Source organism: Pseudomonas cannabina, assembly GCF_900100365.1.
Lineage (GTDB): Bacteria > Pseudomonadota > Gammaproteobacteria > Pseudomonadales > Pseudomonadaceae > Aquipseudomonas > Aquipseudomonas cannabina.
In genome coordinates, this window is the sequence record NZ_FNKU01000001.1 from 422,478 (window position 1) to 442,884 (window position 20,407).

At 57.1% G+C, this 20,407-nt stretch carries 15 protein-coding genes and 1 pseudogene; 10 read left to right on the plus strand and 6 right to left on the minus strand.

All coding sequences use genetic code 11. The features are described from left to right. The first annotated feature begins 106 nt into the window (after nucleotides 1–106). The gene (locus tag BLT55_RS02030; RefSeq protein ID WP_031597370.1) at nucleotides 107–1,327 is read left to right on the plus strand and encodes a tyrosine-type recombinase/integrase; all 1,221 of its coding nucleotides are present in this window, start codon (nucleotides 107–109) and stop codon (nucleotides 1,325–1,327) included. An 18-nt stretch (nucleotides 1,328–1,345) separates the two neighbouring features. Here BLT55_RS02030 and BLT55_RS02035 read toward each other — a convergent pair whose 3' ends face one another. Continuing rightward, nucleotides 1,346–2,206, minus strand: coding sequence for a helix-turn-helix domain-containing protein (locus BLT55_RS02035; protein WP_223862807.1), 861 nt, complete (start codon nucleotides 2,204–2,206; stop codon nucleotides 1,346–1,348). Nucleotides 2,207–2,285: 79 nt separating this feature from the next. On the opposite strand from BLT55_RS02035, the gene BLT55_RS02040 reads away from it, so the two are divergent. The 3 genes from BLT55_RS02040 (at nucleotide 2,286) to BLT55_RS02050 (ending at nucleotide 4,962) form a co-directional block, all read left to right on the plus strand. Continuing rightward, nucleotides 2,286–2,510, plus strand: a complete 225-nt coding sequence (locus BLT55_RS02040) for a helix-turn-helix transcriptional regulator (RefSeq protein WP_031597374.1) — start codon at nucleotides 2,286–2,288, stop codon at nucleotides 2,508–2,510. Between the two features lie 30 nt (nucleotides 2,511–2,540). Beyond that, nucleotides 2,541–3,917, plus strand: coding sequence for a helix-turn-helix domain-containing protein (locus BLT55_RS02045; RefSeq protein WP_083379482.1), 1,377 nt, complete (start codon nucleotides 2,541–2,543; stop codon nucleotides 3,915–3,917). A gap of 67 nt (nucleotides 3,918–3,984) precedes the next feature. Next, nucleotides 3,985–4,962, plus strand: coding sequence for an IS5 family transposase (locus tag BLT55_RS02050; protein ID WP_007247761.1), 978 nt, complete (start codon nucleotides 3,985–3,987; stop codon nucleotides 4,960–4,962). Between the two features lie 735 nt (nucleotides 4,963–5,697). Here BLT55_RS02050 and BLT55_RS02055 read toward each other — a convergent pair. Beyond that, nucleotides 5,698–6,675 (minus strand): IS5 family transposase, encoded by a 978-nt coding sequence (locus BLT55_RS02055; protein ID WP_007247761.1) that lies wholly within the window; start codon nucleotides 6,673–6,675, stop codon nucleotides 5,698–5,700. 29 nt (nucleotides 6,676–6,704) lie between these two features. Here BLT55_RS02055 and BLT55_RS02060 point away from each other — a divergent pair, with 29 nt between their 5' ends. Beyond that, complete coding sequence (locus tag BLT55_RS02060) at nucleotides 6,705–8,210, plus strand: 3'-5' exonuclease (protein WP_223862786.1); 1,506 nt, start codon at nucleotides 6,705–6,707, stop codon at nucleotides 8,208–8,210. A gap of 1,477 nt (nucleotides 8,211–9,687) precedes the next feature. On the opposite strand, the gene BLT55_RS02075 is transcribed toward BLT55_RS02060, so the two are convergent. Beyond that, a complete protein-coding gene (locus BLT55_RS02075; protein ID WP_055000980.1) occupies nucleotides 9,688–10,389 on the minus strand; it encodes a glutathione S-transferase in 702 nt (233 codons plus the stop codon). 146 nt (nucleotides 10,390–10,535) lie between these two features. On the opposite strand from BLT55_RS02075, the gene BLT55_RS02080 reads away from it, so the two are divergent. The 3 genes from BLT55_RS02080 (at nucleotide 10,536) to tadA (ending at nucleotide 13,150) form a co-directional block, all read left to right on the plus strand. Further along, nucleotides 10,536–11,108, plus strand: a complete 573-nt coding sequence (locus BLT55_RS02080) for a TetR/AcrR family transcriptional regulator (RefSeq protein ID WP_104442786.1) — start codon at nucleotides 10,536–10,538, stop codon at nucleotides 11,106–11,108. 159 nt (nucleotides 11,109–11,267) lie between these two features. Then, the gene (locus tag BLT55_RS02085) at nucleotides 11,268–12,641 is read left to right on the plus strand and encodes a multicopper oxidase family protein (protein WP_055000978.1); all 1,374 of its coding nucleotides are present in this window, start codon (nucleotides 11,268–11,270) and stop codon (nucleotides 12,639–12,641) included. Beyond that, nucleotides 12,641–13,150 (plus strand): tRNA adenosine(34) deaminase TadA, encoded by a 510-nt coding sequence (gene tadA / locus BLT55_RS02090; RefSeq protein WP_055000977.1) that lies wholly within the window; start codon nucleotides 12,641–12,643, stop codon nucleotides 13,148–13,150. The genes BLT55_RS02085 and tadA overlap by 1 nt, the downstream gene beginning before the upstream one ends. Here the strand turns inward: tadA and mltF are convergent. Further along, nucleotides 13,147–14,637 (minus strand): membrane-bound lytic murein transglycosylase MltF, encoded by a 1,491-nt coding sequence (gene mltF, locus BLT55_RS02095; protein ID WP_074799908.1) that lies wholly within the window; start codon nucleotides 14,635–14,637, stop codon nucleotides 13,147–13,149. The two genes, tadA and mltF, sit on opposite strands and share 4 nt — an antisense overlap. 212 nt (nucleotides 14,638–14,849) lie before the next feature. Here mltF and purL point away from each other — a divergent pair, with 212 nt between their 5' ends. Together purL and cutA are read left to right on the plus strand one after the other, a co-directional pair. Continuing rightward, nucleotides 14,850–18,746: a phosphoribosylformylglycinamidine synthase gene (gene purL, locus BLT55_RS02100; protein WP_007250079.1), complete on the plus strand. Its 3,897-nt coding sequence runs from the start codon at nucleotides 14,850–14,852 to the stop codon at nucleotides 18,744–18,746. A gap of 5 nt (nucleotides 18,747–18,751) precedes the next feature. Beyond that, complete coding sequence (cutA, locus tag BLT55_RS02105; protein ID WP_055000975.1) at nucleotides 18,752–19,063, plus strand: divalent cation tolerance protein CutA; 312 nt, start codon at nucleotides 18,752–18,754, stop codon at nucleotides 19,061–19,063. Between the two features lie 157 nt (nucleotides 19,064–19,220). Here cutA and BLT55_RS02110 read toward each other — a convergent pair. Both BLT55_RS02110 and BLT55_RS02115 read right to left on the minus strand, forming a co-directional pair. After that, nucleotides 19,221–19,643 (minus strand): annotated as a pseudogene (locus BLT55_RS02110) (L,D-transpeptidase family protein); the annotation flags it as partial. Nucleotides 19,644–19,844: 201 nt separating this feature from the next. Beyond that, the gene (locus BLT55_RS02115) at nucleotides 19,845–20,396 is read right to left on the minus strand and encodes an NUDIX hydrolase (protein ID WP_055000973.1); all 552 of its coding nucleotides are present in this window, start codon (nucleotides 20,394–20,396) and stop codon (nucleotides 19,845–19,847) included. Nucleotides 20,397–20,407 lie beyond the last annotated feature (11 nt).

Below are 20,407 nucleotides of genomic sequence, written 5' to 3' on the forward strand. Positions count from 1 at the left end.
GGGCATGGTATCAAATCTCATCATCAGCCCGGTTTCATTGGGTTTTATCGTGGTGCATGAGTGCTTTTCTGAGCATGGTATTTTTTCAATGGAATCTGTAACTGCCATGCTGACCGATACCAAGCTGCGTAACCTCAAACCGCAAGAAAAACTCTACAAGGTGAACGACCGTGACGGGCTGTACGTGGCCGTCACTGCTGCCGGTTCCATCTCCTTTCGTTACAACTACTCAATCAATGGCCGTCAGGAGACCATCACGTTCGGTCGTTATGGCGTGGGTGGCATCACACTTGCGGAAGCCAGAGAGCGCTTGGGCGAGGCTAAAAAGATGGTTTCGGCGGGTAAGTCACCTGCCAAAGAGAAAGCCCGTGCCAAGGCACGCATCAAAGGGGCAGAGACGTTTGATGCCTGGGCGGAGAAATGGCTGCGTGGGTATCAGATGGCTGACTCGACGCGTGACATGCGCCGATCGGTTTACGAGCGCGAGCTAAAGCCGCACTTCGGTAATCAGAAACTGGTGGAAATCAATCATGAGGATCTGCGTACCCTGACAGATGCAATTGTGGAGCGTGGAGCTCCAGCCACGGCCGTGCACTCCCGCGAGATTGTGATGCAGGTGTTCCGATGGGCGATAGAGCGTGGCCAGAAGGTTGAGAATCCGGCCGATCTGGTGCGTCCTGCAAGCATCGCTAAATTCGAGCCACGCGATCGCGCTCTAGGGCCTGACGAAATCGCGTTGATGTATCAGTACCTGGACCGCATAGGCACTGCCTCATCCGTGAGAGTCGCCGCTAAGCTGCTGTTGCTGACCATGGTTCGCAAAAGTGAATTGACCAACGCTACCTGGAACGAAATCAATTTCAGCGAAGCCCTGTGGACTATTCCGAAAGAGCGGATGAAGCGGCGCAATCCCCATTTGGTGTTCTTATCTCAGCAGGCGCTGGATTTCTTCATTGCTCTGAAGACGTTTGCCGGTGGTTCGGATTATGTCTTTCCCTCTCGGTACGATTCTGATTTGCCGATGAGTACCGCGACGATCAATCAGGTGCTGACGCTGACCTACCGGCTTGCGCAGAAAGAAGGGCAGCCGTTGAGCAAGTTCGGACCGCATGATTTGAGGCGCACAGCGAGCACGCTGCTGCATGAGGCGGGTTACAACTCAGATTGGATTGAGAAGTGCCTTGCGCACGAGCAGAAGGGCGTACGGGCCGTTTACAACAAGGCTGAATACCGCGATCAGCGTCGGGCGATGTTGCAGGATTGGGCGGATATGATTGACGAGTGGACGCTCAAACGACCACGTCCAAGCAATGGCGGAAAAAAATGAAACTAGAGCTTTGAGCTTTCATGGTGATGTCTGCTTTCCAGACCGTCGCTTGATGGCCGCAGAAACAGCTTGGCGTGATACGCCAAGCTGCCGGGCGATTTCAGCCTGACTTGTAATTCCTTGCATCAACAGATCATCTATCGTGCTAGTTGGTGACTTCAGTGCTTGGAGAAGGCGGTATGCCTCTTTTCTGACCTCGGCATGGGTCTCGATATCCCAGCTTGGAAGGAAAGCAGCTTCTTGAGACCAGATTTTTGCAATCAAATCCTCATAATCCAGCACGAACCTCCTATCGCGTTGGTAAGCGCGGCGTGCCTCATCGCTACGTCGCGGATTGTGGGCCTCACAATAGAGTTTGCTCGGTTTAGCTGACCGCTCTGGTTGGCCGGGTAGGGCCGCAGGCCTTAGTAATTCACCGTGTTGCGCCCAAGTAGAAACGAGCATTCGGCGCTCCACGTGCTCACGAAATGCTGCTATCGAAAAGTCCCCGCGCAATTCCTGAATGTCACAGTACTTCGACAACATTCGAGGGGGCTCATACCTGCCGAACTCCCCATTCAATGCCCGTTCGTATCGATCCACCAAGGCATCGGCTTTTTTCTGAGCTTCGGTGCGAACAGACTCCGTTAATGGAACTGCTTTGATGTTCCCGCGCTTTAGGCGCTTGAAGACTTTCGGCGCCGCGATGCTGATCACATATTCGGTGGAGCGCCAACATAGCTCGCAGAAGCACCACTCGTATTGGTTACTCAACTTGGCCCGGATGCGACCCGACGATGTGTCGCTCTCTCTAACCAGCATTTGCAAAAGCGGGTCGTAGGTGCTCGACGTTTTTAAGTGTTTTCCCATTTTCCGATGATAGCTCTGATTGACAACCAAATTCTAACTTTTTTGCGCCCTGGTTCTGGCGCTCGAAGGCATTGTCAAGCATCTGACAACTTCGAAGGAAAGCGACCCCATGGAGACCAAACCAAAGAGCAAGACACTCATCAACCGTAAGAAATTGCATGCGATGATCCCGCTAGCAGAGCGCACGATCTACAACATGGAGCAGCGGGGCGAATTCCCGCGCCGTATTGCGTTAACCAGTCGAAATGTCGCTTGGGATTTGGCTGAAGTCGAAGAATGGATTGATGCGTGCAAGGCTTCTGGCCCAGCTCCCAGACCCGGAATTGGAGCCTGAATAGTGTGGGTCGGGCCCGACTCAGGGCCCATGCCGCAGCCGCATGTGCGAACTTCCCGCGCTCAACTTCAACGTTCACAGCTTGCGCTGTTCAGCTCTCAGGACGAGGCGCAGATGTACCATGACAGCAACAGGAGCGGGTTCTTCTCGCTACTGGTTGACGTTCGTGGCGAAAAGCGTCAATCGTCCCACCGGCTAGCGGCTATGCCCACCATACTCAATCTGGTTGACAAAACTCGCGACACTTGGATGGCTCAGGCCGAGTTCATCCGACCTAACCGGCGCGTCGTGAACCTGTCCCGGATTGGCCTGTTGTTCGCAGACCTCGACACCTACCGTATCCCCGCATTAGCTGGCCGCGACCCTGAAAAATTGGCTGCGTCCGTCTTGTATTTCTGCAACGAGGCAGGCGTGCCTGCGCCGTCTCTGCTGATCTACAGCGGTCGAGGCATACAGGCCAAGTGGCTACTAGAGGGCACGATTCCGCGCCAAGCGCTTCCCCGCTGGAATGCGTGCCAGCGTTACCTAGTGGATCGCCTCGCGCACATCGGAGCCGATCCGATGGCGAAGGACGCAAGCCGGGTTTTGCGTACAGTGGAGACGGTCAATAGCAAGAGTGGCGAAGTCTGCCGCGTGGTGCATGTCCAGAGCGACAAAAACGGCCAGCCGGTCCGGTACAACTTCGAGCATATGGCCGAGGCCCTGCTACCGACTGCCCGCTGGACTATCGAGCAGCAGCGGCAGGAGCAGAGCCAGCGGCGCGCCACGAAAAAGCTTTTCCTTTTGGTGCCCGGCGGCAAAGCCGACAATTTGCGCGGTTTCTCAGGTCGCCAGCTTGCTTGGGATCGCCTCGAAGACCTGCGCAGGCTCGCCGAGCTGCGCGGCGATGTCGTGGAAGGCCAGCGGATGCAGCATCTGTTTTGGCGGTTGAATTTCCTGTTACTTTCCGGGGCAACCAATAGCAAGCAGATGTACCACGAAGCTGCTGCGCTTGCCCGCGAATTAGATCCGCAGTGGAATAGCTGCTCCAAAGAGCTGATGACGCTGTTCAGCAAGGCAAAAGCCTACGAGGCCGGGGAGAAAGTCACCTTTGGCGGCAAGGAACACCCGCCGCTTTACACGCCCAGGAACGATACCCTTATCAACCTGTTTAGGATCACCCCCGAGGAACAGCAGCAGCTCAAGACTATCGTTAGCCACGCCGAGGCCGCAGGGCGCCACAGGAGGCGCGAGGAAGGTCGCAGACGCGCTGCTGGTGCCGTGGACCGGGAAACTTACCTCGAAACGGCTAACGGCAAGCTAGCAAAGGCTCAAGCGCTTCGGGCGGAAGGCTTAAGCGTGCGAGCCATAGCAAAGCGTATGGGCGTATCAGTTATGGCTGTGTCTAGGGAGGCGCTGCAAAAATAGCCAACTGTCCCCACCCTTGGCACACTAAGTTCCTTCAACAGCCTCCCTCTCCGTGAGCGTTACGCGCGTGCAGAAGACCTTCTCCGAACTCGAATATACCGGCAAGAAAAAGCAGACTCGCCGAGATCGCTTCCTGGCTGACCTTGAACAGTTGGTGCCTTGGGCCCTGCTGGAGGCGCAAGTGGCGCCGTTTTATAGCAACACCGCAGGCAAGCGCGGACGCCCTGCGATAGGGGTGTCGCGCATGTTGCGCATGTACGTCGTGCAGCAGTGTTTCGGTTTCTCCGATGAAGGTTGCGAAGATGCCGTCTACGACAGCCAGGCCATCCGCGGTTTTATGGGTATCGACCTGGGTCGCGAGTCTGCACCGGATGCCACCACCTTGCTGCGTTTTCGCCGCTTGCTGGAAGTCCATCAGCTAACCCGGCTGCTGTTTGAAACGATTAACCAGCATCTGGCCAGCCGGGGGCTGCTGCTCAAGGAAGGCACTATCGTCGACGCTACTCTGATCGCCGCGCCGCCCTCGGTCAAGAACCGAGAAGGCAAGCGTGATCCTGAGATGCATCAGGCCAGGAAAGGCAATCAATGGCACTTTGGGATGAAGGCCCACATTGGTGTAGACGCCACGTCGGGGCTGGTGCACAGCGTAGTAGGGACGGCCGCTAACGTGGCGGATGTCACCCAGGTTGGCCAGTTGCTTCACGGTGACGAAACCTATGTTTCGGGTGACGCTGGATACACCGGTGCGGCCAAGCGACCGGAGCATGCTGAACGGGACGTTATCTGGTCGATTGCAGAACGGCCAAGCAGTTACAAGCAGCACGGCGAAGGCAGCGTGCTGTATCGGGTCAAGCGCAAAATTGAATATGCCAAGGCGCAACTGCGTGCCAAGGTCGAGCACCCCTTCCAGGTAATCAAGGTGCGCTTCAATCATCGCAAGGTTCGCTACCGTGGGCTGGAAAAGAATACAGCGCAGTTGTTCAGTTTGTTTGGGTTGGCCAATCTGATGCTGGCCAAGCGGTATTTACAACAGACGGCAGGATAAATCCGTCTGAAAGGCGGGACTGGCCCGCCTTTCAGCAAAATGAGGGCAGAAATCTGCTCGAGAAACGTAAAATAAGGCCGGCAGGTTGAAAAAAACCGGCTTGGAAATGGGGACGGTGCGAACGGGTTAATTGTTCAGCGTCTCCCTAAAGCTATACCCATACCATAATCTTCGACAATGGTTGCAAGGATCTGCCCCCCCCCCCCATTCGTCCACGTTTAGGCCGCAAAGCGATTGGCTATGGTCGTAGGGGTCCTAGAGGAAAGCGGTAACAAGCGTAACTCGGGCCGCGTTTCTGCTTGAGTGGCTGAGTCCAAAGGTTAGCGCGAACAGGTAAAAAGAGGATTTTTTGTAGGGCAGACTGTCCGCTTCTGGCCGGTTCCTATCGCTCGACTCCATCCAGCTTGCCGGTCAGATTCGATGCAAGCGACAGAACAGTAGCAATGCGTAAAGAAGGTCGGGAGGGAAGCAATGACCCAACCTCATATGGGGCTGCGAAAAACAGACCGCCATCCAATTGCCCGGAGGCTTCGCCATTAGTAATACGCACGGACTTGGTACACTGATTTATGGAGCGTTTATGTACCTAGGGAGACGCTGAACAATTAACCCGTTCGCACCGTCCCCATTTCCAAGCCGGTTTTTTTCAACCTGCCGGCCTTATTTTACGTTTCTCGAGCAGATTTCTGCCCTCATTTTGCTGAAAGGCGGGCCAGTCCCGCCTTTCAGACGGATTTATCCTGCCGTCTGTTGTAAATACCGCTTGGCCAGCATCAGATTGGCCAACCCAAACAAACTGAACAACTGCGCTGTATTCTTTTCCAGCCCACGGTAGCGAACCTTGCGATGATTGAAGCGCACCTTGATTACCTGGAAGGGGTGCTCGACCTTGGCACGCAGTTGCGCCTTGGCATATTCAATTTTGCGCTTGACCCGATACAGCACGCTGCCTTCGCCGTGCTGCTTGTAACTGCTTGGCCGTTCTGCAATCGACCAGATAACGTCCCGTTCAGCATGCTCCGGTCGCTTGGCCGCACCGGTGTATCCAGCGTCACCCGAAACATAGGTTTCGTCACCGTGAAGCAACTGGCCAACCTGGGTGACATCCGCCACGTTAGCGGCCGTCCCTACTACGCTGTGCACCAGCCCCGACGTGGCGTCTACACCAATGTGGGCCTTCATCCCAAAGTGCCATTGATTGCCTTTCCTGGCCTGATGCATCTCAGGATCACGCTTGCCTTCTCGGTTCTTGACCGAGGGCGGCGCGGCGATCAGAGTAGCGTCGACGATAGTGCCTTCCTTGAGCAGCAGCCCCCGGCTGGCCAGATGCTGGTTAATCGTTTCAAACAGCAGCCGGGTTAGCTGATGGACTTCCAGCAAGCGGCGAAAACGCAGCAAGGTGGTGGCATCCGGTGCAGACTCGCGACCCAGGTCGATACCCATAAAACCGCGGATGGCCTGGCTGTCGTAGACGGCATCTTCGCAACCTTCATCGGAGAAACCGAAACACTGCTGCACGACGTACATGCGCAACATGCGCGACACCCCTATCGCAGGGCGTCCGCGCTTGCCTGCGGTGTTGCTATAAAACGGCGCCACTTGCGCCTCCAGCAGGGCCCAAGGCACCAACTGTTCAAGGTCAGCCAGGAAGCGATCTCGGCGAGTCTGCTTTTTCTTGCCGGTATATTCGAGTTCGGAGAAGGTCTTCTGCACGCGCGTAACGCTCACGGAGAGGGAGGCTGTTGAAGGAACTTAGTGTGCCAAGGGTGGGGACAGTTGGCTATTTTTGCAGCGCCTCCTTAGGTCTTCCCGATCCAATTACTATTTCGACAACCGATCATTGTCAACAGGTGTTCGCGAGGGTCAGGAACCGTCTATTCGGTGAAACCAGCACCTACAAAAAAATGGACATGGATAAATACCGACGCGTACATTTTGATCGGACAGCACCAGCCTGGCGAGAGTTTGCTGAGCTTGCTGCCTTGGCCGAGGCCTACGAAGAGGCGTTGCACCATGAAGGTTTCGTCGACTTTGAGGATCTAGTCATCTACGGGGAACGGCTAGTAGCTGAGCATGACTGGGTCTTGCCGCTCGTAAGCGCGCGGTTCCCAATGCTAGCTGTTGATGAGTATCAGGATCTGGGTATAGGCCTGCACCGCATCGTAAAGCGACTCGTGTTTGACGGAGGAGTTCGTTTGTTTGCAGTGGGGGATGCTGACCAGTCAGTGTATGGCTTCAATGGTGCTGACTCTAGCCTGCTACATGAGCTGGCTGAGCGACCGGATGTCGAATGTGTGAAATTGGAAGTTAACTACCGTTGCGCTGAAACCATTGTACGGGTATCTGAACGAGCCTTGGGCGAGTTGAGAGGCTATCGGTCTTTCGATCCGGATAGGCAAGCGCATATTGATATAGTCGAGTGCCCTGATGGGCTGACACAACAGGCAAGGCGTGCGATCGAGGAAATTATTCCTGTTGCCTTGGCGGGCAAGCCGGGGCGACAAGTTGGTGACATAGCTATTCTCTACAGGAATGCGAGCATTGGGGATGTAGTCGCAAGTGCCGCTGCCGAAGCAGGATTGAGTTTTATCCGAATCGACACTTCAGCACCTTACCGAAAATGCGCTATTACGAGCTGGATTGAGGATTGTTCAGCGTGGTGTGCAGGAGGGTGGCGTGAGACGACGCCCCTATTACAAGGGTTGATAGATCGGTGGTTGGCATTTCATCGCCTGCGCTTGTCAGACAACAACGCTCGAGTCGAACGGAAGAAGCTAACTCAATTCCTGTGGGCTCATAGACGAAACCAATCTGCTATCTACTTTGTGAGAACCATACGTGAAGAGCTTCTTGATAACTTAATTGCGACTGATGCCAGTTTGCTTGACCAGGCTGCTCAGTTGGAAGCTATGACCCAAGCGCTACAGGAGGGCGGCACCCTGCAAGAGCTAGACATGGCACGCCTCGGCGGGCGTGACGGATCTCCCGACCAGCTGAATTTGTTGACACTCCATTCCGCAAAGGGGTGTGAATACGACGTGGTAATCATGCTTGGCCTAGACGAAGGTTCCTTTCACTGGACGAATGTTCAAGGTAATGATCTTCGTGAAAGCCGTCGACTTTTCTATGTTGGGTTTACACGAGCTCGTGATGAGGTGCATATGCTGTATTCAGGCTGGAACGAGAATCGTGGCCGTCGTTACTACTCAGGTCGTTTGCGCTTTCTTGAGGAGCTTATTGCAGATTAGGCGAGGTAGCCTGAGTGACCACTGGTGGAAAACGTTCCGCAGTTTTCCATCCTATACGAGCTGGAAAGCTGTGCCGGATGGAAAAAATTTACTTGTTCACCAGAGTCTGCGATTGGCGGTAATGGGTCGATTTCTGCCGGTTGCATTGCTGAGACAGGTCCGTGCGTATTAATGATGGCAAAGCCCTCCGCACCGTTGATGCCCTTCGTCCGCATTCATGTTGGAGGTGGTGAGCGATCCGTTCAGAATTGAGCGTAAGATAAGAGGGTTATGTTCGAAAAACAAACCCCGCGCTCGGGCGGGGTTGCTATTGGCAACTCACTACTTGTAACGACCTGCAATCGAAATGGCCCGGACCTGCAATCATCGCGTTTTTCGACCGGGATTAATTGCGTCTATCCGGCACCGCGAACCAGCATTGACTGCAAACGAACCTGCATCCACCCACTTCGACCTGCAATCGAGAGCGGCCGACCAGGATTAAATGCGACTGAAAACCGATGATTTTAGCGGGGTTTACGCGGATGCACTCGGCTTAGTGCACTTTCTGTTTCATTGCTCCGCACCCTGTACTGCGATCACACGATTCAGTCCGGTAGCCCGGTAGCGCTGCTGTTGGAAGCTCCAACCTCTTACCTCCGTAAGGTGCCATCGTCAAGTTTGTCTCTTTAGACTCTAGAATTTGTGAACGTACTGTATCAAAAATTAAAAACCGCCCTATTGAGACGCAAAAAGCGTCTCGGTCATACGTCTCACAAGGGTGTACTTAAATGAGACAGAAACGGCGGGTGGTCACTCGCAAATAATTCCGGTTCATGACGGTCGATTGCAGGTCTAATCAGATGAATGCAGGTTCATTCGCAAATAATACCGGTTTGCTGGCTCGAATAGACGCAATCAATCCCGGTCGAAAAACTCGATGATTGCAGGTCGAGGCCATTTCGATTGCAGGTCGTTACATTTATGGGTCGACGTCTCAGTTTCAATCACGATCAGCTTGCATGGAAAACGTCAGCAGACTCGACGGAAGATGTGTGCAAGGGGCCTGTCTTTCACAAGCTTCCGGCGATGAGTGAAGCTGAACTGGAGCCACAGCTCCGTAAGCTTGGCATGGAAAGGGCCGAACGCTATGGCGTTGAATGCAAATCTGGAAGATGGGGACCTTTTGATAAGGAAACGCCGGCATTTTTTCTAGCAAAGAATGGGTCGTTAGCTCTTTCATGGTATGACGGCGGACTGCTGAAGCTCGTGCGAGACTGATTACGGCAAATTGTTGTAAAAGTTATGGAATGTTGTGATGGCGATCAGGGGAAGAGCGCCTTTGTCATGCTTAGTCAGATGAGTTGCAACATGGCATTGTCTGCAGACCTGACTGGAGTTCGCCGGGTTGGCTGGCATCAGCGCGATGACTGATGCCAGATGGCAACTGCTACCCGAAACACGAGTTCGGACTTTTATGGCCCGGATAGCTGTCCGTTCAATGTTGAGGCGCACCCAGCTCCACCATCGCCCGCCATTTCTGCACGCTCGGCCTTTCCTGCATCCTCTTATGCCATTCCCGAAGGGCTTCACATTCATCGGGCACAGGGAGTTCCACCAGCGAGGCGAATATCATGCCGCCGAAAAGCGCGATATCAGCCATGGAGAAAGCATCCCCCACAACGAAAGGGCTGCTCTTCAGAACGCCGTTAAAGTAGTGCATTCCCCGAACGGCTTTGTCGCGCATGCGGCTGCCCCATTCGGGGTTCTGATACAGCTCTACCTGCGGCCCTAGCCCGGGCGTGGCATGGTGGAAGTACACACTGACCGCATCGAGCACTTCGATTTCGGCTCGCTTGGTCATCATGTGGATAAGACCCTTCTCCAGGGGCGTTCTCCCCGTAAGTACCGGGTTGTCATCCAGAGCATCAAGGTACTGAGTAATTGCGGTGCACTCGGCAATGAGCGTGCCGTCATCCAGCTCTAGAACGGGTAGCGTCCCGGAGTAATTAATGGCCAGAAACTCAGGTTTCTTGTGCTCGCCTGTCCAGAGGTTCACCGATACAAATTCGATTCGCGATAACAGACCCTTTTCTGCTAACGCGATTCTCACCCGTGCGGGGTAGGGGCCATTGAACCAGTCGTAGATTTTCATCGTGGGGGCGTTGGCCGTATGGATCTGCTGATTTGAAGGGGTCATGGAATTTGTCTGCCTGTCAGTTGGTAGGTAGTTAAAGATTCTACCCGGATGATGCGGATGTCAAGACCTGTCTACCAGTTGGCAGGTTGTTGCGGTTGCGGGTAGAATCTTCTTCGTTGATTTCGCAGGCAGCAGTCAGAGGCAATGTGATGGGGAACGCTCGAGAGGCCATTTTGCAAGCAGCAAAAGTGGCAGCGCAAAGGCACGGCTACAGCGGCATCAACTTTCGAACCATCGGGGAAGAGGTCGGGGTAAAAAACGCGAGTATCTATTATCACTTCCCGAGCAAGGCCGACTTGGGTGCTGCGGTTGCGGAGCGATACTGGCAAGACACCTCCAGAGTATTACTGGAAATAAGTGACTCGAACGCTGATCCTGTTCGTCGCCTGGAAATTTACCCATCCATCTTTCGAGTATCGCTCGAAGACGGCTACAGGCTTTGTCTTTCCAGTTTCATGGCTGCGGAATATGAAGACCTGCCAGAAGAGGTCAAGCGAGAGGTTAGGGCGTTCGCCGACATTAATGTGAAGTGGCTGACGCAAGTGCTGGAAGACGTAGGGCTGGGCAGCCTGGAAAATTGCGAGCGACGTGCCCGTGCGATTTACACCGCCATCGCGGGTGCTCAATTGATTGCGCGAACTCGACTGGACATTGCGCAGTTTGACGATTTGATACTGACTTACAGGGAATCCGGGTTGATTCCTGCCGCGCGGGTGTGAACCGCATCGGCGGTGCGCTGGCAGGTGCTCGATAGCCGTTGACGAAGCGTCGGTCCTTCGATTCCACTCTTATCTTTCCCCAAACGCACGTGTATCGTATTCGCCTTCGCATCTGCCAGCAGATGCCTCCTGTTTTTCGCATCAGAGGTCCCGCCGTTCATGTCCTTCACCCGTCGTCAAATCCTCACAGGCATCGCCGGTCTTGCCGTTGTCGGCCTTGGCGCGGGCGGCGCTTCGCGTTACTGGATGGGGCGGCGCGAGTCGGAGGCGGGGTCGGACTTCGTGTTGATCGCTGCGCCGCTCGACATTGAGCTGGTGCCTGGCCACCAGACCCCTGCCTGGGCCTTCGGCGGTTCTGCGCCGGGCACTGAATTGCGGGTGCGGCAAGGTGAGTGGCTGCGGTTGCGCTTTATCAATCAGTTGCCGGTAGAGACGACCATTCACTGGCATGGCATCCGCTTGCCGCTTGAGATGGACGGCGTGCCGTACGTGTCGCAGTTGCCGGTCAAGCCGGGCGAGTATTTCGACTACAAATTCCGCGTGCCGGACGCCGGTAGCTATTGGTATCACCCGCACGTCAGCAGCAGCGAGGAATTGGGGCGCGGGCTGGTTGGGCCGCTGATTGTCGAAGAGCGCGAGCCGACCGGTTTTGCTCATGAGCGCACGGTCAGCCTGAAAAGCTGGCATGTGGACGAAGAGGGCGCTTTTACCGAGTTCAGCGTGCTGCGCGAGGCGGCGCGGGAGGGCACGGCGGGGCGGCTGTCGACGTTGAACGGTATTGCGCAGGCTGTGATTGAGTTGCCGGCCGGGCAGATTACCCGGGTGCGCTTGCTCAATCTCGACAACACTGTGACGTATCGGCTCAATCTGCCGGACGCCGAGGCGCAGATTTATGCGCTTGACGGCAATCCGGTCAAGCCGCGGCCGTTCGGTGATGAGTACTGGCTGGGGCCGGGCATGCGTATTTGTCTGGCGATCAAGGCGCCGCCTGCGGGTGAGGAAATTTCGTTGCGTAACGGCCCGGTACGTCTGGGGACCTTCCGTTCGGTCGCCAATAATGATGCGCCGGGGCAGTGGCCGCCCGAGTTACCTGCCAACCCGGTCGCCGAGCCGGACCTGGAGAACGCCGAGAAGATCAATTTCAACGTCGAGTGGGTTGGCTCGGTGTCGGCCAATATCGACAACGGCAAGCCGCCGAGTCTGTGGCAGATCAACGGTGTGGCCTGGGACATTACCGATAAGACGTGTGCAGATCGCCCGATCGCCAAGCTGACGCTGGGCAAGAGCTATATCTTCGAATTGAAGAACATGACGCAGTATCAGCACCCGATCCATTTGCACGGCATGAGTTTCAAGGTGATCGGCTCTAATCGGCGCAAGATCATCCCGTACTTTACCGACACCTTTTTGCTGGGGCGCAATGAGCGCGCTCGTGTGGCGCTGGTTGCGGATAATCCGGGTGTATGGATGTTTCACTGCCATGTCATCGATCACATGGAAACCGGCCTCATGGCGGCCATCGAGGTGTCGTGATGAGGCAGCCGCAGATCATCGACCGCAGCAAGGATCAACACTTCATGCGTGAAGCGCTGGCGCTCGCGGCCCAAGGCGCGTTGCTGGGTGAGGTTCCGGTCGGCGCGGTGCTGGTGCAGCACGGCGAGATCATCGGTCGTGGCTACAATTGCCCGATCAGCGGCAGCGACCCCAGCGCGCATGCCGAGATGATGGCGATTCGTGATGCCGCCAAGGCGCTGGACAACTACCGCCTGCCGGGCAGTACGTTGTATGTGACGCTGGAACCTTGCAGCATGTGCGCCGGTTTGATCGTGCATTCGCGTGTTGCTCGCGTGGTGTACGGCGCACTGGAGCCCAAGGCCGGGATCGTTGAAAGCCAGGGGCAGTTTTTCAGCCAGGGCTTTCTCAACCATCGAGTGTTGTTTGAAGGCGGCGTATTGGGCGAGGAGTGCGGGGCGATGCTGAGTGAGTTTTTCAGAATGCGCCGGGCGGCCAAAGACGCAAACAAAGCCAAAGCCGACGACTAGAGCGCTGGTTTTTCCGGGCTGCTGGCAGGTTCGGGAGTCGGCGCGGGGGTGGGCTGGGTTTTGTCGACGCCCGGCACGTGCAGAGTGCCATCGGCGACCTGGCTGCCTTCAAGCTGCGGCTGTGTAACCCAGGTCAGAATGTCGTAGTAGCGGCGGATGTTGGCGACGAAATGCACCGGTTCGCCGCCTCGGGCATAGCCATAGCGTGTTTTGCTGTACCACTTCTTCTGCGCCAGACGCGGCAGCATTTTTTTCACGTCGAGCCATTTATTGGGGTTCAGACCCTCGTTTTCAGCCAGTTTGCGCGCATCTTCAAGATGACCGCCACCAATGTTGTAGGATGCGAGAGCGAGCCATGTACGATCCGGCTCTTGAATCTTGTCGTCTAGCTGATCCTTCACGTAGGCAAAATACTTGGCCCCACCCTGAATGCTCTGTCGGGCATCCAGGCGGTTAGTGACGCCCATTGCCTGAGCGGTGTTTTGGGTCAGCATCATCAAGCCGCGCACACCGGTTTTCGACGTCACGGCCGGTTGCCACATCGATTCCTGATAACCGATAGCGGCCAGTAGTCTCCAGTCGACTTTTTCGGTCTTGGCCGATGTCTGGAAATGCTTCTCGTATTTAGGCAGGCGCTCCTGCAAATGCTGGGCGAAGGTGTAGGCGCCGACGTAGCCGAGCACGTCGACATGGCCGTAGTAGCGGTCTTTCAACCGTTGCAGCGTGCCGTTTTTCTCGACCTTGTCGAGATAGGCATTGATTTCGTTTAGCAGGCTGTTGTCTTCGCCCGGTGCGACCGCCCAGCGCTGCTCACGCGCTTCGCCCAGGTCGAAGGCCACGCGCACGTTGGGGAAATACACCTGATTCATCGCCAGTTCGTTGGAGTCGACCAGGGTCAGATCGATCTGGCCTTCATCGACCATGCGCAGGAGATCGACGACCTCGACCGCGTCAGACTCTTCGTACTCGGTACGCGGGTTCTGTAGTTTGAGCGCTGCGAGCTGTTCGGCATGGCTACTGCCCTTGAGCACCACGATGCGTTTGCCCACCAGATCGCCCGGGTCGGTAGGGCGCGACTGGCCATTGCGGTACACGACCTGCGGCGTAACTTGCAGATAAGAATGCGAAAAACGCGCCTGTTGCCTGCGGTTTGGCGTGTCGATCAGGCCTGCGGCGCCGAGTACCGGGCCTCCCGGCTTGTTCATCTGATCGAAAAGGTCATCCAGGTTGTCGGCGGTTTCGATCTTCAGTTCGACGCCCAGATCGTCGGCAAAACGCTTGACCAGTTCGTATTCGAAGCCGGTTTCACCGTTGCGATCCTGAAAATACGTCGCCGGGCTGTTACGGGTGATCACGCGCAGAACGCCGTCCTCCTTGACTCGCTCCAATGTGTTGGGTTTCTCAACACAGGCACCGAGCATCAGGAAGAGTCCGGTTGCGATGAGCCACTTGGCGCAACGTGGGCGGAAGTCTAGTCTGAAGAACATCGGTGCAGTATACGCAAAGCGCACCGGGCGCCATATCTCGACAGTGACGCTTGCGTCTGATAAGCGAAGGCTTTTTGGTGACATTTGTCGCATTTTTTGACGTGGAGCGACATTCGGGCGCACGAGAGGCTGCCGTTTTGGGTGATCCAGGTCACGCTTTAGGCTAGAATACGCGGCCTCAAAGCACACCCCTTCTCGAGGCTGTCCCGAAGATGTTGATCCTGCGCGGTGCTCCTGCCCTTTCTGCCTTCCGCCACAGCAAATTACTAGAACAACTGAAACAAAAAGTTTCAGCTGTCAGTGGCTTGTACGCCGAATTCGCCCACTTCGCGGACGTTACCGACGTTCTGACCCGCGAAGAACAGCAGGTTCTCGACCGCCTCTTGAAATACGGCCCGAGCGTGCCGGTTCAAGAGCCGAGCGGCCGGCTGTTTCTGGTGTTGCCGCGGTTTGGCACTATTTCGCCATGGTCGAGCAAGGCCAGCGATATCGCTCGCAACTGCGGCCTGAGCAAAGTCCAGCGCATCGAGCGCGGGATTGCCTTCTATGTAGAAGGGCAGTTCAGCGACGTCGAGGCGCAGGCCATTGCCGACAGCCTGCATGACCGGATGACCCAGCTAGTATTGGGTGACCACGAGCAGGCCGCTGGTCTGTTCAGTCACGCTCAGCCAAAGCCGCTGACGGCGGTCGACATTCTGGGCGGTGGACGCGCAGCGCTGGAAAAAGCCAACGTCGAGCTGGGCCTGGCCCTCGCTGAAGACGAAATCGATTACCTGATCACCAGCTTCAATGGCCTGGGGCGCAACCCGCATGACATCGAGCTGATGATGTTCGCTCAGGCGAACTCCGAGCACTGCCGTCACAAGATCTTCAACGCCAGTTGGGACATCGACGGTCAGAGCCAGGAAAAAAGCCTGTTCGGCATGATCAAGAACACCTATCAGATGCACAGCGAAGGCGTGCTGTCCGCTTACAAGGACAATGCTTCGGTGATCGTCGGCAGCGTTGCCGGCCGCTTCTTCCCGGACCCTGAAACCCGCCGGTACGGTGCGGTGCAGGAGCCGGTGCACATTCTGATGAAGGTCGAGACCCACAACCACCCGACCGCCATTGCGCCGTTTCCTGGCGCGGCAACCGGTTCCGGTGGCGAGATTCGTGACGAAGGTGCAACCGGTCGTGGCGCCAAACCGAAAGCGGGCCTGACCGGTTTCACCGTGTCCAACCTGCAGATTCCCGGTTTCGTGCAACCCTGGGAAGTGCCGTACGGCAAGCCCGAGCGCATCGTGACCGCGTTGGACATCATGATCGAAGGCCCGCTGGGTGGCGCGGCGTTCAACAACGAGTTCGGCCGTCCGGCGCTGACCGGTTACTTCCGCACCTTCGAGCAGTCCATTACCACCCGGCACGGCGATGAGGTACGGGGTTACCACAAACCGATCATGCTGGCAGGCGGTATGGGCAACATTCGCGAAGATCACGTCCAGAAGGGCGAGATCACTGTGGGTTCCAAGCTGATCGTGCTGGGCGGCCCGGCCATGCTGATCGGTCTGGGCGGCGGCGCGGCGTCTTCGATGGCGACCGGCACCAGCTCGGCAGACCTTGATTTCGCTTCGGTTCAGCGTGAAAACCCTGAAATGGAGCGTCGCTGTCAGGAAGTGATCGACCGCTGCTGGCAGCTGGGCGACCGTAACCCGATCAGCTTCATCCATGACGTTGGCGCCGGTGGTTTGTCCAACGCCTTCCCCGAGCTGGTCAACGATGGCAACCGGGGTGGTCGTTTCGAACTGCGGAACGTGCCGAATGACGAGCCGGGCATGGCCCCGCTGGAAATCTGGAGCAACGAATCCCAGGAGCGTTACGTGCTGGCCGTAGGCGTCGAAGACTACGAGCGCTTCAAGGCCATCTGCGAGCGCGAGCGCTGTCCGTTTGCGGTGGTCGGCGAAGCCACTGCCGAACCGCAACTGACCGTGACCGACAGCCACTTCGGCAACAGCCCGGTGGACATGCCGCTGGAAGTGCTGCTTGGCAAGGCGCCGCGCATGCACCGTTCGGTCGAGCGCGAAGAAGAAATCGGTGATGATTTCGATCCGAGCACCCTGGATATAGAGGAAAGCGTACAGCGTGTATTGCGTCACCCGGCGGTCGCCAGCAAGAGCTTCCTGATCACCATTGGTGACCGCAGCATTACTGGTCTGGTCGCCCGCGACCAGATGGTCGGTCCGTGGCAGGTGCCGGTTGCAGACTGCGCCGTGACCGCGACCAGCTTCGACGTCAATACCGGCGAAGCCATGGCGATGGGCGAGCGTACCCCGCTGGCGCTGCTGGATGCTCCGGCGTCGGGCCGCATGGCAATCGGCGAGACCCTGACCAACATCGCGGCCTCGCGCATCGGCAAGCTGTCCGATATCAAACTGTCGGCCAACTGGATGTCGGCGGCTGGCCATCCCGGCGAAGATGCACGCTTGTATGACACCGTGAAAGCGGTGGGCATGGAACTGTGTCCAGAGCTGGGCATCACGATTCCGGTGGGCAAGGACTCGATGTCCATGAAGACCCGCTGGAGCGATGAAGGCACCGAAAAAAGCGTGACTTCGCCACTGTCGCTGATCGTGACCGGCTTCGCGCCCGTGCTCGACATTCGTCAGACCCTGACCCCAGAGCTGCGCATGGACAAGGGCATCACGGACCTGATCCTGATCGATCTGGGTCGTGGTCAGAACCGTATGGGTGCCTCCATCCTGGCTCAGACCCACGGCAAGCTGGGCCGCGTGGCGCCGGATGTCGACGACGCTGAAGACCTCAAGGCTTTCTTCGCCGTGATTCAGGGCCTCAACGCCGACGGGCATATTCTGTCCTATCACGACCGTTCCGACGGCGGTTTGCTGGTCAGCGCGCTGGAAATGGCCTTCGCCGGTCATTGCGGCCTGAACCTGCACCTCGACGGTCTGGCTGATAATGCCTCCGAGCTGAGCGCGATTCTGTTCAACGAAGAGCTGGGTGCCGTTATCCAGGTTCGTCAGGACGCCACGCCGCTGGTGCTGTCGCAGTTCAGCGCCGCCGGTCTGGCAGATTGCGTCGCGGTCATCGGTCAACCGATCAACAACGACGAAGTCTCGATCAGCTTCCTGGGCGAACCCGTGTTCAGCGGCCAGCGCCGTCTGCTGCAGCGTCAGTGGGCCGAGACCAGTTACCAGATCCAGCGTTTGCGTGATAACGCCGAGTGCGCCGATCAGGAATTCGATGCCTTGCTGGAGGAGGACAATCCAGGTCTGACCGTCAAGCTGGGCTTCGACGTCAACGACGATATCGCTGCGCCGTACATCAAGACCGGTGTTCGTCCTCAGGTGGCTGTGCTGCGCGAGCAGGGCGTCAATGGTCAGGTCGAGATGGCTGCTGCCTTTGATCGCGCCGGTTTCAACGCAATTGACGTGCACATGAGCGACATACTGGCCGGTCGTGTCGACCTGAACGACTTCAAGGGCATGGTTGCCTGTGGCGGCTTCTCTTATGGCGACGTGCTGGGTGCCGGTGAAGGCTGGGCCAAGTCGGCCTTGTTCAACAGCCGCGCCCGCGATGCGTTCCAGGGTTTCTTCGAGCGTTCCGACAGCTTTACGCTGGGCGTGTGCAACGGTTGCCAGATGTTGTCCAACCTGCACGAGCTGATTCCGGGCAGCGAGTTCTGGCCGCACTTCGTGCGTAACCGTTCCGAGCAGTTCGAAGCCCGCGTGGCGATGGTTCAGGTTCAGGAGTCGGCATCGATCTTCCTGCAAGGCATGGCCGGTTCGCGCATGCCGATCGCCATCGCGCACGGCGAAGGCCATGCAGAGTTCCGTAACGAGGATGCGCTGCTTGAGGCGGACGTGTCCGGGACTGTGGCGCTGCGTTTCGTCGACAACCACGGCAAGGTCACTGAAAGCTACCCGGCCAACCCGAACGGCTCGCCGCGCGGTATCGGCGGCATGACCACCCTCGACGGTCGCGTGACCATCATGATGCCGCACCCGGAGCGCGTATTCCGCGCCGTGCAGAACTCGTGGCGTCCTGAGGACTGGAACGAAGACGGTGCCTGGATGCGCATGTTCCGCAACGCTCGGGCCTGGGTTAATTAAGGCACATGTACAAGCTCGCGTTCTTTGTTCCGCCGAGCCATGTGGACGAGGTCAATAGCGCCGTATTCGCCGCTGGGGCAGGGCGAATCGGTGCTTACGATCAGTGCGCATGGCAAGTGCTCGGCCACGGCCAGTTCCGCCCGTTGGATGGCAGTCAGCCATTTATCGGGCAGAGTGGCGAGGTTGAGCGGGTAGAGGAATGGAAAGTCGAGCTGGTCGTGGCCGATGATCTGATTCAGCAGGTGGTGGCGGCTCTCAAACAGAGCCATCCCTACGAAACGCCCGCTTATGAAGTGTGGCGGCTGGAAGATTTCTGAGGCCTGCCCCTGCGCAACACCGCAACTCAGAGCGGACTCAGAGCGTCGCTCGATAGTTAAGACTATCGTTCCCTACGCTCCAGCGTGGGAATGCCTTTCTGGACGCTCCGCGTCCGATCTTGCCCTTGCGCCGCCGCGCGCCAATTCCCTGCCATGCTCAAGGCCGAATCTCGATCATCGTCCCGTCTTTCACCAGATCCCAAACCTCGCGCATGTCGTTGTTCTTCAGCGCGATGCAGCCGTTCGTCCAGTCCAGCGTATGGAAATACCATTCCGGGTATTCCTCGTCCACCGGCGTGCCATGGATCATGATCATGCTGCCCGGTTTGACGCCTTCGCTGCGCGCACGCGCCGCGTCGGTGATGTTCGGGTAGGAAATGTGCATCGACAGGTTGTAGTTGTTACTGGGCTTGCGCCAGTCGAGCCAGTAAAAACCTTCCGGTGTGCGCTGGTCGCCTTCCTGCAGTTTGGTGCCTTTGGGGTTTTTGCCCAGCGAGATGCGATAAGTCTTCAGCGCTTCGCCGCCACTGATCAATTGCAACTGACGGGCTGACTTGAGCACCAGCACCTTGTCGATCTTCTTGCTGGCAATGCTCTCGGTATTGATAACTCTGTTATTGATGATTTTCTGTTCGCTGCCTTTGGGCACGATGGTCTGCGTGAACGCAGCCTGCGACAGCGGTACATATGACAGGCAGAAGAGGGCGAGCAACCAGCGCATTACGATTTTCCTGACGGCCCTTGTTATAAAAAGCGCCGATGTTGTGTGCGTCTCTGAAATTCAGGTATCCAGCAGCGGCCTTGACGGGGGCAGGGCGCTGGTGTGAACCGGGTAGGTCTGCCGACGCCGGTCGGCAAAAAAGCACTCCAGCGTACGCCTGACCGTCATGAATGCCAGGTCGGACCACGGAATGTCGGCTTCGTCGAACAGTTGCACTTCCAGACTCTCGACACCTGCGGCGAACTCGCCTGAAGCCATTTCTGCCCTGTAGAACACATGCACCTGATTGATGTGCGGCACGTCGATTATTGTATACAAGTGCAGGCCGCTGAGCATCGCGCAGGCCTCTTCAACGGTTTCGCGGCGCGCGGCCTGTTCGATGGTCTCGCCGTTCTCCATGAAACCGGCCGGCAGTGTCCAGAAGCCCAGGCGCGGCTCGATGGCCCGCCGACACAGCAGAATTTTGTCGCCAAGTGTCACCAGGCAGCCCGCAACAATGTTCGGGTTCTGGTAATGAATGGTGTGGCAATGCTCGCAGGCGTACCGCAGGCGACTGTCGCCTTCGGGAATGCGCTGGATAACCGGGTTGCCGCACTGGCTGCAAAATTTCATGGTTTCAGTCA

What these genes read in the sequence shown, in the direction of transcription:
- BLT55_RS02030 (WP_031597370.1), top strand. Translation starts at nt 107, where the DNA reads ATGCTGACCGATACCAAGCTGCGTAACCTCAAACCGCAAGAAAAACTC.
- BLT55_RS02040 (WP_031597374.1), top strand. Translation starts at nt 2,286, where the DNA reads ATGGAGACCAAACCAAAGAGCAAGACACTCATCAACCGTAAGAAATTG.
- BLT55_RS02045 (WP_083379482.1), top strand. Translation starts at nt 2,541, where the DNA reads ATGCCGCAGCCGCATGTGCGAACTTCCCGCGCTCAACTTCAACGTTCA.
- BLT55_RS02075 (WP_055000980.1), bottom strand. Translation starts at nt 10,389, where the DNA reads ATGACCCCTTCAAATCAGCAGATCCATACGGCCAACGCCCCCACGATG.
- BLT55_RS02085 (WP_055000978.1), top strand. Translation starts at nt 11,268, where the DNA reads ATGTCCTTCACCCGTCGTCAAATCCTCACAGGCATCGCCGGTCTTGCC.
- tadA (WP_055000977.1), top strand. Translation starts at nt 12,641, where the DNA reads ATGAGGCAGCCGCAGATCATCGACCGCAGCAAGGATCAACACTTCATG.
- mltF (WP_074799908.1), bottom strand. Translation starts at nt 14,637, where the DNA reads ATGTTCTTCAGACTAGACTTCCGCCCACGTTGCGCCAAGTGGCTCATC.
- purL (WP_007250079.1), top strand. Translation starts at nt 14,850, where the DNA reads ATGTTGATCCTGCGCGGTGCTCCTGCCCTTTCTGCCTTCCGCCACAGC.
- cutA (WP_055000975.1), top strand. Translation starts at nt 18,752, where the DNA reads ATGTACAAGCTCGCGTTCTTTGTTCCGCCGAGCCATGTGGACGAGGTC.
- BLT55_RS02115 (WP_055000973.1), bottom strand. Translation starts at nt 20,396, where the DNA reads ATGAAATTTTGCAGCCAGTGCGGCAACCCGGTTATCCAGCGCATTCCC.